The organism is Psychrobacter sp. S4(2024) (assembly GCF_036861305.1).
In the GTDB taxonomy this organism is placed as follows: domain Bacteria; phylum Pseudomonadota; class Gammaproteobacteria; order Pseudomonadales; family Moraxellaceae; genus Psychrobacter; species Psychrobacter cryohalolentis.
Genome location: NZ_JAZAQR010000001.1, coordinates 355,151 through 367,105, shown reverse-complemented (window position 1 = coordinate 367,105; position 11,955 = coordinate 355,151). Strand labels below are relative to the sequence as shown.

The 11,955-nt window shown below is 41.0% G+C and carries 11 protein-coding genes; 3 read left to right on the top strand and 8 right to left on the bottom strand.

Annotated elements, in window-relative coordinates; translation table 11 throughout:
• The first annotated feature begins 175 nt into the window (after positions 1 to 175).
• Positions 176 to 1,594, top strand: coding sequence for an adenylate/guanylate cyclase domain-containing protein (locus tag VLA57_RS01540; protein WP_333954132.1), 1,419 nt, complete (start codon positions 176 to 178; stop codon positions 1,592 to 1,594).
• 143 nt (positions 1,595 to 1,737) lie between these two features.
• On the opposite strand, the gene fdx is transcribed toward VLA57_RS01540, so the two are convergent.
• The 8 genes from fdx to VLA57_RS01500 all read right to left on the bottom strand — a co-directional run bounded on the left by fdx (position 1,738) and on the right by VLA57_RS01500 (position 8,844).
• Positions 1,738 to 2,076: an ISC system 2Fe-2S type ferredoxin gene (gene fdx, locus VLA57_RS01535; RefSeq protein ID WP_011513987.1), complete on the bottom strand. Its 339-nt coding sequence runs from the start codon at positions 2,074 to 2,076 to the stop codon at positions 1,738 to 1,740.
• Positions 2,077 to 2,173: 97 nt separating this feature from the next.
• On the bottom strand, positions 2,174 to 4,051 hold the full coding sequence (gene hscA, locus VLA57_RS01530; protein ID WP_333954131.1) for a Fe-S protein assembly chaperone HscA: 1,878 nt from the start codon (positions 4,049 to 4,051) through the stop codon (positions 2,174 to 2,176).
• A gap of 252 nt (positions 4,052 to 4,303) precedes the next feature.
• Positions 4,304 to 4,885: a Fe-S protein assembly co-chaperone HscB gene (gene hscB / locus VLA57_RS01525; protein WP_333954130.1), complete on the bottom strand. Its 582-nt coding sequence runs from the start codon at positions 4,883 to 4,885 to the stop codon at positions 4,304 to 4,306.
• A gap of 60 nt (positions 4,886 to 4,945) precedes the next feature.
• The gene (gene iscA / locus VLA57_RS01520; RefSeq protein ID WP_011280745.1) at positions 4,946 to 5,266 is read right to left on the bottom strand and encodes an iron-sulfur cluster assembly protein IscA; all 321 of its coding nucleotides are present in this window, start codon (positions 5,264 to 5,266) and stop codon (positions 4,946 to 4,948) included.
• Between the two features lie 218 nt (positions 5,267 to 5,484).
• Positions 5,485 to 5,871: a Fe-S cluster assembly scaffold IscU gene (iscU, locus tag VLA57_RS01515; protein ID WP_011513983.1), complete on the bottom strand. Its 387-nt coding sequence runs from the start codon at positions 5,869 to 5,871 to the stop codon at positions 5,485 to 5,487.
• Between the two features lie 207 nt (positions 5,872 to 6,078).
• Positions 6,079 to 7,305 (bottom strand): IscS subfamily cysteine desulfurase, encoded by a 1,227-nt coding sequence (locus VLA57_RS01510; RefSeq protein ID WP_333954128.1) that lies wholly within the window; start codon positions 7,303 to 7,305, stop codon positions 6,079 to 6,081.
• Positions 7,302 to 7,814, bottom strand: coding sequence for an Rrf2 family transcriptional regulator (locus VLA57_RS01505; RefSeq protein ID WP_011513981.1), 513 nt, complete (start codon positions 7,812 to 7,814; stop codon positions 7,302 to 7,304). The genes VLA57_RS01510 and VLA57_RS01505 overlap by 4 nt, the downstream gene beginning before the upstream one ends.
• Positions 7,815 to 8,196: 382 nt before the next feature.
• On the bottom strand, positions 8,197 to 8,844 hold the full coding sequence (locus VLA57_RS01500; RefSeq protein WP_133104474.1) for a hypothetical protein: 648 nt from the start codon (positions 8,842 to 8,844) through the stop codon (positions 8,197 to 8,199).
• Between the two features lie 502 nt (positions 8,845 to 9,346).
• On the opposite strand from VLA57_RS01500, the gene VLA57_RS01495 reads away from it, so the two are divergent.
• Entirely contained in the window at positions 9,347 to 9,619 is a 273-nt protein-coding gene (locus VLA57_RS01495; protein WP_068404475.1) for an HU family DNA-binding protein, read from the top strand.
• A 394-nt stretch (positions 9,620 to 10,013) separates the two neighbouring features.
• On the top strand, positions 10,014 to 11,888 hold the full coding sequence (locus VLA57_RS01490; protein ID WP_333954127.1) for a SurA N-terminal domain-containing protein: 1,875 nt from the start codon (positions 10,014 to 10,016) through the stop codon (positions 11,886 to 11,888).
• Positions 11,889 to 11,955 lie beyond the last annotated feature (67 nt).

The following is an 11,955-nucleotide window of genomic DNA, read 5'->3' as shown; positions in this document are numbered from 1 at the left end:
AGGACTCAATGACATAGCTGTTACTAAGATTAGAACGTATAATATGCAAGTTAACTGTTTAATTTCTCTTATATTATTTATAAGCATAAATATTTTTTATAAGGATAAGGTACATTATCTATACTATCTTTATGAGTACTTTCAATGATTTTACTGATTTAAGCGAATAGCTCTCATGGCACTTTTAGACACCTTTAGCCCAAAAAAATCTATACAGGGTACAGATGTCTGTCGATTTGATTATCCTGAAATCTTTGTTCTCATACTCAGCGTGATACTGCTCGCTATCCATTTTGACTTCAGTCCAACTTCAATGGCACTTTTAATCGTCGTCTGCTTACCTAGCCTGATGATTTTAGTTTATAACTTTCGTCGTCAAAAAAGCTTTTGGACGTCTAATATAGTTATTATTTTATTGTCTTCTGTTATTGGTTCCATTCAGCTTTGTCCTATTATCTCATTAAGTTTAGCGTCGTTGATCGGATTGCGTATTATTATTAGCAGCCCTGAGAATCATCTAAAGCTGGTTTCTGTATCCATCGTTACCATCATTATTTTTTACTACGTTAGTGTCATTTTGAGTAGTGCCGAGATAGATTGTCACACCACTTGGATAACGCCTATCATCTTGCTAGCAACGATGATCGTAATGCTTTGTCACTTTCGCCATATATATTATGAGTATATCCATTATGAGGCACGGGCTGAGCAAGTGGTTGGGCGCTTAAGTACGATGGTGTCGGTAATCAATAAGTTGACACGTTTCGTACCACCGCAAGTATGGGAGCCTATTGTCAAAGCGGACGGTCCAGTTACTGTCGCTAATAAACGCGCTAAGTTGACGATTATGTTTTCAGATATCGTTGGTTTCACTGAGCTGTCTGATAGCTTAAGTGCAGATAATTTGGCTGATATTTTAAACACTTATATGCACTGTATGACTTTGATCGCTAATAAACATGGGGCAGTATTAGATAAGTTTATTGGTGATGGCATGGTGTGTTTTTTTGGAGAGCCAAATAGCCGTGGTCCGCGTCAAGATGCCCTAGATTGTGTAGCTATGGCAATAGATATGCGCCGTGAAATGCGCACATTGAGGCAAAAATGGCGACTGATGGGCTTTGAGGGATTATATATACGCGTAGGTATTAGCACAGGCTACTGTCATGTTGGTAACTTTGGTAGTAATAATCGTCTGAGCTATACGCTGATTGGCAAAGAGGCCAATCTGGCTTCAAGGCTTGAAGCTGTCGCTGGTAAGGGTGAAATATACATTAGCGAGAGCACTCACGACTATATCGCTCATGATTTTGACTGCGAATACGCAGGTGCTTTCCCGCTAAAAGGTTTTGATGATAAAGTAAGTGCTTGGAAAGTATTAGATCCAGATGAAAATAAAGGCAAGTTATCGAAATGGGTAGACCACACGCTTCCAGGTTTTAATCTGCATTTGAACTTTAGAGACATGCAAGATAACGATTATCAAGATATTAGAAGTCGTCTTAATCTTGCACTTGCACGTATTGAGCAAGAAGAAAAATCTGTCGCTATTAAAATTGACGCAGCCAGCAAAAAAGAAGGGAAGCATAAATAATTTATAGCAATACTATAATGATAGTAAATAATTTTCTTTGCTCATGAATAGATTGTGATTATTTAAAGTATCAGATATTGGAATAGGAAAAAGCCAGCTATAAGATATAGTTGGCTTTTTTATGAGTATAAAGTCATCAATAATTAGTGATTTTCTTTGGCATGGTTCAAAGTGTACTTAGGAATTTCGATGGTTAAATCGTCATCCTCAAGCATTACCTGACAAGACAAGCGTGAATCAGGTTCCAGCCCCCAAGCACGGTCGAGTAAGTCAGCTTCGATATCATCCATCTCATCTAAGCTATTAAAACCTTTACGCACTACGACATGGCAAGTCGTACAAGCTTTTGACATCTCGCAAGCATGTTCAATCTTGATGCCTTTTTCGAGTAAGGCTTTACATAAGTTTTCGCCTGCTGCTAATTCAACTTCGATGCCTTTGGGGCAAATTTCATGATGGGGTAGTACAGTGATTTTTGGCATAAGGTAGTCTATCCGGTGCTAATCCATTTAAAATAACATCTAAAAGTATAAAAATATGCTTAATTCGACACGTCAGTAATATGGTAAAGCATTTCTTTTACCAGTCTTTGGCGCTGGTACCTGCCATACTGGTCTTGACGCTTTGATTCATGATAAGAGCAGCAAAGGCGTCGCTATGCGGTTTAAGCGCCAGCTTTTTTGCATCAATAAGGGTTAAGTCATTGGTATCAAGCGCAGCTTGCAAGTCTTGCATAGTGTGTGCCAAAGACTGCTTAGCATCTTCTGAAAGTAAAGCATCAAAATCTTTCAATGCCGATTGCAGTGCCAGTATCTCACGTTCTGATTCAACCTTGGTTTCAATCAATGAGCGCGCGTTCTTGTCTTCTTCAGCGTATTTAAATCCTGCAATGAGTAACTGTTCTTTTTGTTCATCAGACAAGCCATAAGAGGGCACAATCTCAATTTTACTTTCGGTCTTGGTAGTGGTTTCTTGTGCACTCACTGTCAGTTGCCCATTAGCATCAATGCTAAAAGTCACTTCGATTCGCGCAAATCCCGCTTTCATAGGCGGAATACCGTATAGCTCAAAGCGTCCCAGTGAGCGGCAGTTATCGACAGTCTCGCGCTCACCTTGTACCACATGAATCATCATGCCAGTCTGGCCATCTTGATAAGTGGTAAATATTTGGCGTTTCTTAACTGGAATAGGGGTATTACGCGGGATAAGCACTTCAACCAAACCGCCCATGGTTTCAAGACCAAGCGATAGCGGAGTGATATCTAACAACAATAAATTATTATCACTATCACCGTTGACCAATTGATGCGCAGTTTGTGCAGCACCTAAAGCAACGACTTCATCTGGATTTAATCGACAAAGGGGCTGCTTTGCAAAAAAATCAGTAACCACTTGTTTAACAGCAGGCATGCGGGTCGAGCCGCCAACTAAAATAACTTCATCTAAGTCAGATGTTGAAAGTTTAGCATCACGTAAGACTTGTTCGCAAACGCTCAAGGTGCGGCGACTCACTGGGTCTACAATGACTAATAAATCTTCACGGCGCAATATGCCCTTAAAAGATTGCTCATTCACGACGATATCAATATCGACTTGCTCAGTGTCCGTCAGTGCTTGTTTATAAGCTTTGGCTTGCTGAGCAAGGATTGACTTATCATGCAGGCTGACGTCTTTAGGATCGATATTCAACTGCTTGATCAGCCAATTGGTCAATAAGCGATCGATATCATCACCACCAAGTGCACTATTACCACCTGTTGCTAGCACCTCAAAAACGCCATCGTTTAGTTTCAAAATCGACACATCAAACGTACCGCCGCCCAAATCATAGATAAGGTAATGTTTCTCGATACCTGCATCAGTTGCTTGGTCGAGTCCATAAGCAACCGCAGCTGCAGTAGGTTCGTTCAACAGACGCAGTACCTTGATGCCAGCTGCTTGAGCGGCGTCTTTAGTAGCTTGACGCTGTGCTTCATCAAAATAGGCAGGCACGGTAATGACCGCACCTTGAATGCTATCCTCAGGCAATGCGTGAGCAGCACGCTGTTCTAGCGCTGCTAAGATACGCGCTGATACTTCAACAGGAGATACGGCTCCTTGCGCAGTGACAAAAGCTGGCATCTCATCTTTACCACCGCTTAGCTCATAAGGATGAGAGAATTTGATATCAGCTTGGCTACGACCCATAAAGCGCTTGGCTGAAATAATGGTATTTTTTGGATCATCTACTACGTGGGCGAGGGCATCCGAACCAACCAATGGGCTACCTTCACTTGGATAATACACCACAGAAGGCAACAAGGTATCTGTCGCTGTGCTTGCTTGCAAAACTTGGGCCTTGCCTGAGCGTACCACGGCGACCAATGATCGCGTGGTACCAAGGTCAATGCCTAGGCCAAAACGATGCTCGTGAGGTCGGGTGCTTTGATTGGGTTCAGCAATTTGCATTAAGGACATAAGATAACTCAAAGATAAAATGAATAAGTGAAATGATACAAAGGCGATAAATAGACTATCGTTAGTACAACATAAAATAGTTTTGCTATAAATGTTTGAATATAGAAACTAGCCATTAAAGGCTTTTAGAGTCAAGATTATACGAGATAATTGGTCTTACTTTAACCGTCGCTTTTTAAAACTTCTAAAACGTATTATAAATTGAGCCGTTATTATTATATTCAATAATAACGCTACTAATAAGCGCATTAATTACACATATAAATCATCATCATCTAAATGTGTAGCTGCCGAAATTCCATCAATGGCTGTCACGACGTCAGCATTTAACTTCACCAGAAATTTCAGCTTTTGGGTAGAATCAATAGCGGTTTGCCAGTCTTGAGACTCATAAGCGTTTTTAAAGCTTGCTGACTGCTTTGCTAGACGTTCTATAATCTGTGGATGTAACTGCTTTAGCGTTGCTATGTCTTGAGCACCAATAGCGTCATCCAAATCCATACGCATTTCCATAGCGTCTTCTAAGAAGTCCAGATCTGCGATGGAATGCTCTAGACTTTGCGCTTGACCTGCCATATCTAACAAGTAGCTGGCTCGACTATCAGGCGAACTCAGAGTTTGATAGCCCTGATTAATAAGCGCTGATGCTTGCTCAGATTGCTGCTGTGCTTTTGCAATATTGGATATATTTTTTGCGACATTGTCAGGATGATAGCGTTTTTGCAAAAAACGTAAACGCTGATCCAAATTGTCTTGTACAACCTCAAACTGTACAGGCTGCTCAAATAAGGCAAAAAAATTATCAAACTGTGGTTCTAATACGTTGTCTGTCATATCGTCTGCCTTTATTTTATTTATTATTTTAAGGACTTCTATTTTGTATAGTAAAAACGGTTACACCGTAAAAGACTCACCGCAGCCACATTCGCCTTTCTGGTTAGGATTACTGAATTTAAAGCCTTCATTGAGACCTTCTTTTTCATAATCCATTAATAGACCATCGAGATATACCAAGCTTTTAGGGTCAATAAAAATACTGACTCCAAGGCTTTCATAACGGGTGTCGTTTTCATCAGGGATATCGACGAACTCTAAAACATAAGCCAAGCCTGAACATCCTGCCGTGCGAATACCCACGCGTATGCCTTCGCCTTTGCCGCGATTGTCCAAAAACTCACGCACATGTTGGGCGGCGCGTTCTGTCATTTCAATCATGCCAACTCCCATTGACTATCAATAATAGGGATAAAAATTCAAAATAAATAACGAAATAAATAAAAGGTGACAATTACATAAGCGTCATTGTCACCTCCTTGGCGTTAGCCGCTTTTTGGCAGCTTGCGCTTTCATACAGAGAACAAGTTGCTAAATACTATATATCAAACCGCTTATACATGGCTTAATATAGCCGGTCATTTTCACGACGACTATACTTAAGCAGGAACATGCTTGCCTTTATAGTCGCTAATAGCCGCTTTAATAGCATCTTCTGCAAGGACTGAGCAATGCACTTTTACTGGTGGTAATGCCAATTCTTCAGCAATGTGACTGTTCTTAATTTCACCAGCTTGATCCAAGCTTTTGCCTTTTAGCCACTCAGTAACGAGCGAGCTTGAAGCAATGGCTGAACCGCAGCCGTAAGTTTTGAAGCGTGCATCTTCGATAATACCGTTATCATCGACTTGGATTTGTAAACGCATAACATCACCACAGGCTGGTGCGCCGACCATACCAGTGCCGACGTTTTTGGCATTTTTGTCAAGATTGCCAACGTTGCGTGGATTTTCGTAATGATCAATAACTTGGTCACTATAGGCCATGGGGTTTTCTCCTGGTTAGATGATGAGCTGTCATTTAATGACTGTCTTTGTTAATGGGTTACTGGCTCATCGATAATTGGGGTCAAACACTTAATGTATAATTGTCTGATTCATTAGCTATGGCGATATTTTTATGTTTAGTAAAAAAAGTAAATAAAAATATCGCTGTTGCCATTATTTTTTAAATTATAAAGCTTAAATGTAGTATTAGTGCTCAGACCATTCTACTGAATCTAAATCAACGCCTTCTTGATACATATCCCAAAGTGGCGATAGCGCACGTAATTTATCAACAGCTTGATGCATCTGGGTGATAACCGTATCAATGTCTTCTTCAGTAGTATAACGACCAAAGCTAAATCTGATTGAGCTATGTGCCAACTCGTCTGGGCGACCAATAGCGCGCAAGACATAAGATGGCTCAAGAGTCGCTGAGGTACACGCTGAACCTGATGAGACAGCTAAGTCTTTTAGCGACATCATCAGAGACTCACCTTCAACAAAGTTAAAGCTGATATTTACAATATTAGGGACACTATTCTCTAAATCACCGTTTAGATAAATCTCTTCAATATCTTGTAGACCATCCCACAGTTTTTGGCGTAATTTTGCCGCATGAGCATGGTCTTCTTGATAGCGCTGATTAGCTAACTCAAATGCTGCGCCAAGACCTACGATTTGGTGAGTCGGCAAAGTACCTGAACGCATACCGCGCTCATGACCACCGCCATGCTGCTCGGCTTTTAGGCGAATACGCGGCTTGCGACTAACGAATAGAGCACCAATACCTTTAGGACCATAAGCTTTATGACCTGAGAAACTCATTAAATCAATTTTCATCTCTGCAAGGTTGATAAGTACTTTACCAACAGACTGTGCGCCATCAACGTGAAAAATAACACCCGCTTCGCGCGTGATTTCACCAATCGCTGTAACATCAGTCACCGTACCAAGCTCATTATTCACCATCATGAGAGACACTAAGATAGTATCTTCACGCAGAGCTTCTTTTACTTGCTCTGGTAAAATCATGCCAGTGCTTGGCTGCGGCTCAAGATACGTAATCTCAAAACCTTCTTGCTCAAGCTCACGGCAGGTATCTAATACCGCTTTATGCTCAATTTTACTGGTAATAATATGCTTACCACGAGACTGATAAAAATGAGCAGCACCTTTGATGGCTAAGTTATCAGATTCTGTCGCACCAGAGGTAAAGACGATTTCGCGAGGATCAGCATTGATGACCTCAGCAACTTGCTGACGAGCCGTTTCTACCGCTTCTTCTGCTTGCCAGCCGTAGCCATGCGAGCGTGATGCTGGGTTACCAAAGATGCCATCTACCGTCAGATATTCGCTCATCTTGGCAGCGACTGACTTAGCAACTGGCGTCGTGGCGGCATAATCTAAATATATAAGGGTGTTATGTTGGCTCATGCTGGGTTTGCCTCGCTGGTCGATAAAGTAATAGTGTTAATGTCTTTTATAGAAATATCTTTTAGAGCATCGCTGTGCTGCCGATCTGATACAGACTGCACATGCTCCATGTTTAATAATTGCGCTAATGTTATATTTTTCAAGTACTGCTCTACATGATTTGATAAGGCACACCACAAATCATGGGTCAGACACATTGTACCACCTTGGCAGTCGCCGCGTCCTTCACACTGCATGGCATTGACCGATTCATCGACAGCAGAAATGATACTCATCACATCAATCTGATCAAGTGGCTTTGCTAAATAATAGCCACCTGCTGCGCCGCGAATACTAGTGACCAAACCACGCTTACGAAGTTTTGAGAATAACTGCTCAAGGTAGGATATAGAAATGGACTGTCGCTTGGCAATGTCGGATAAAGACACCGCGCTTTCTTGTTGGCTGGTTTGTAATGCCAAATCTAGCAAAGCGGTCACGGCATATCTGCCTCGAGTAGTTAAACGCATGTGTTATCTCCAAACTTTTTAAGGATAATTTTATTTAACAACGATCTTAGTATCGGTCAGATGGTTAAGATATAGCCAGTCACATATAAATAGCTATGCTGCTAATAAGAAAAATCATCTGTCGACTAAGTGTGTCTTATCGTTATTAAACAACAGATGGTTTACCCGATGTGTGCAACGATAAGGTAATTATACTCAATCCCGAGTAATTTAGTCAAGATTAAAGTGTGGTTGAATGGTTAGTGATATTAATGACGATGATTGATAAAAACAATGATTGAAGATAAAACGAAAAAAGCGCTTGATAGACGATCTGTCATATCAAACGCTCTTAAGAGATATTTTTAATAAATCATCTATACATCAGGTTATTTTTTGAACATTAATTCATCACAAACAGTGCAATGATGGCAGCAAGAGCAATGATAGAAGCAATTATTGTCGTGATGATAAAAGTCTTTTGTTTGCTTTGTAGCTCTTTGACAGCGATTTCGAGCTCACGATTTTTGATGGTCAAAGTGGTAATTTCGATTTGCTGTTCTTTAATACGTAGCTTATAGCTTTCTTTTTTATCTGCCATTTCCGCTTCGGTCGGCTTGGGCTTGCTTTTACCGCCCTTAATCTTTTTGATTAAGCCTTGAATTAAGCTACCTAGACCAAGTTGCATAATAAATTGCTTAACTAGCTGAACCTGTACCGTTTCACCACGCATTTGCAGCTTTTCAGTTGTTTCACTATCATGCGTGGTAATGGCGTTAATCACTTGCAGGCTATAAGCATTGATCACGACATCAGGCTCACTGCGACCAATAGGTAGCCTGTCATCTAATAACACGCCTTTGGTACTAAAAGTAGCGAACACCTCTACGTGTGGTAGATATAATCTAAGCGCAACGACAGTTTCTTGCTTAGCAAGTGGATAAGCGGCTTTACGGAGTTCTGGATCTAAACGTAACAATAGGGTCAGCGCCGATTCGATAAACACCAAAATGACATTAAGAAAAGAGTGAGACAACGTAGAACGCTTCATGTAGATAATCCGTTTTTATTGTTCAAATAAAACATAAGAAGATAAGTAAGGGTTGAAACCGACCCAAAGTGTGCAATGACATTGCGCTTATAGTAACGCCTTTATGATAAAAAGTAACGCGGGTTTCTGTCAGTTGCAAAATTATTACCTGACAATAATTCTTTTATTTTATGCGTTGAGTATTATAGTTGGTGTTGATAAACATCAGCGTCTAGATAAGCGTTCAGTAAATAAAAGCTAAGACACAAATTAAAAGCTAAAATAGCGTTTTTGTCATCATATTGCAGCAGGTTTAGGTAACATTGGGTGTCAAATACGTTGTAGAGTGCACAAAAATATGTAAAATTGCTTGCGCTCCTTATGTTGCCTTGCTATAAAGGCGATAACAAAGCAAAACCTGTTTATATATGAGCCAAGTGGTTTTTATTGCTTAAGTACTCTGAGAGCGATACAATGCTTGGCGTGAGCATTTTTTTACCCCCTAAAACTTGAAGGAAATTTTATGAATAAGTCAGAATTAATTGATAGCATTGCTGAGAAAAGTGGTCTAAATAAAACTCAAGCTGGCGAAGCATTGAATGCCGTTATGGAAAGCGTTGGCGAAGCTCTAGAAGCTGGCGATAGCATCTCACTGGTTGGTTTTGGTACTTTTAGCGTAAAAGATCGTAAAGCACGTACTGGCCGTAACCCTAAGACTGGTGAAGAGCTAAGCATCCCAGCCAGCAAAGTACCAAGCTTTAAAGCTGGTAAAAACCTAAAAGAGCGCTTGAACTAAGCCGTATCTATTTAAAGACAGTCGCAGCTTATGACGTGATACACGAATAAAAACTGCGTTTGTTGATGATAAAGTAATAAAAGGTGACACCTCATAACAGCTATGAGCGACTCATCAAAAAAGCACCTAGATATTAGGTGCTTTTTTTAGTGCTATAGTTTGTATTATATCGCCTGAATATTTTGAGTCTGCATGAAAAATCACGTATCATAGGGCGCGCGATAGAGATGTTGTTCGAATCAAGACGGCGTTATCCACCTTGAGCGACCATAATAAAATGCACCCCTTGTTAGTTTTACCATTTTCTTACCATTGCCAGCTTGTAGAGCGTTGATATTATTAATAGTATTACAATGGTTTTTCATCAATATAGGTTAATAAAGCAGAGATAACTATGGATAAATTGCGCGATTTTTTAAAAAGCTGGCCGGGTCGCATTTTATTGATTTTATGCCTATCGCCGCTCGCTCTATTGGGCGTCGAAAGCTACTTTGGGGGTAATGTCGATCCCAATCAGATCGCTCAGGTAGGGGACGCGAGTATCGGCCTATCAGAGTATCAGACTGCGGTAAACAATCGCCGTACTGAGCTTTTGGACCAAGTTGATGATGCCAGTTTATTAAATGAAGATGTGCTACATGAGCAGGTGTTAAAAGGTCTGATTGATCGCACCTTGCTAGAGCAGCAGGCTGGCAAGCTTGGCATGACCGTCTCTGATGACACCATCAATCGTCTTTTGCGTCAAGAAGAGATCTTTAAAGGTGCAGATGGCGAGTTTTCAAATGATCAGTTTGCAAGCTTTTTACGTCAACGTAATATGACAAAAACCCAGCTGTTTGATGAGTTCCGCAATCAGTTGAGCTTAGATCAGCTGAATGCCAGTATCGTTGGTACTGCTGCCTATCCTATGAAAGCGGTCAGCCAGCTGATTGATTTACAGCTAGAGTCGCGCAATATTTGGCTACATCGTTTTGACTGGCAAGATTATGTATCAAAAGTAACATTAAACAAAAACGACATCCAAGCGTATTATGATGCCAATAAAGACACGCTAAAAAGTGCCGCTATGGTCGATTTGGCTTATTTGCAGCTTAGCCCTCAGACCATCCAAGTAAACGAAGTCACTAAAGAGGATTTACAGCAGCAATATGAAGCCTATAAGCAAAGCCTTGCTGTCGTCGATGAGCGTAAGATCAGCCAAATCTTATTGACTGGTAGCGATGCCAAAGCACGTGCTGATAAAATTAAAGCGCGTCTTGCCAAAGGTGAAGCTTTTGCAAAGGTTGCTAAGACAGAGTCAGATGACCCATCAGGGGAAACAGGCGGTGATATCGGACGCTTTAATCCGTCGGTATTTGGCAACGACGCTGCTGCGGTAGAGAAAGCGTTAGAAGGCTTGAGTGTAGGTGATGTCAGCGTACCGGTGAAGACCAGCTTTGGTTATCAGATATTTACGGTGACTGAAGATAATGGTAAAAAAATACCAAGCCTTGAGAGTATGCGTGATGAGTTAACTGCCAAAGCAAAAGAGTACAAGCGTCAAGAAATCTACGCTGACAAAGTAACGGCAATTAACGATTTAGCGGCAGATGGGTTTAGTATTGAAGATATTGCTCAGCAAGAAAATGTGTCATTAAAACGTCTTAAAGATTACCGCAAAGAGAACAATAAATCTGTTCTAGCGCAGCCAGCCGTGATTAAACAAGCGTTTGATGAGTTCACCATTCAAGATCAAGCGGTCACAGCAGGCATCGAGGTTGGTAATGGCACAGTCTGGGTACAGCCAAGTAACTATCGTCCGACCAAAACACTGTCTTTATCTGCTGCAACCCCTAGAATTACGCAGCTACTGCGTCAGCAAAAAGCCAGTGATTTAGCATTAAATGATGCGAAAAAACTTGCCACCGGCATCAAAACTACCGCCGATATCAATAAGCAGGCAGTAACGTTCCAGGCACTTGGTAAAGTCAACCGTCAGACCACGCAATTGACAGAAAAAGAGCGCGGCTTAGCGTTTAGTAAGCAAGCACCTGAGAAGGCTGTGGTTGCTGTGGCAAGCAAAACAGAGATGGGTGCAACCGTATTGGTTGGTGATCGTATCAAAACAGACCAGCAATCGCCATTATCTGCAGACCAAAGAGCGCAAACGGCAGCGATTATCCGTGATAATTTAGGTCAAGATCAGTTGCAAGATTACTTAGACTATTTGCGTTTGGTGTATAAGGTTGAGATTAATAAAGCCAATATGGAAAATGCTCAAGGACGATAAGTACTTTGTGCGCTATCCATTCTAAATAAATCTATTTTTAAACATAAAAAAAGCCACTGTAATCATA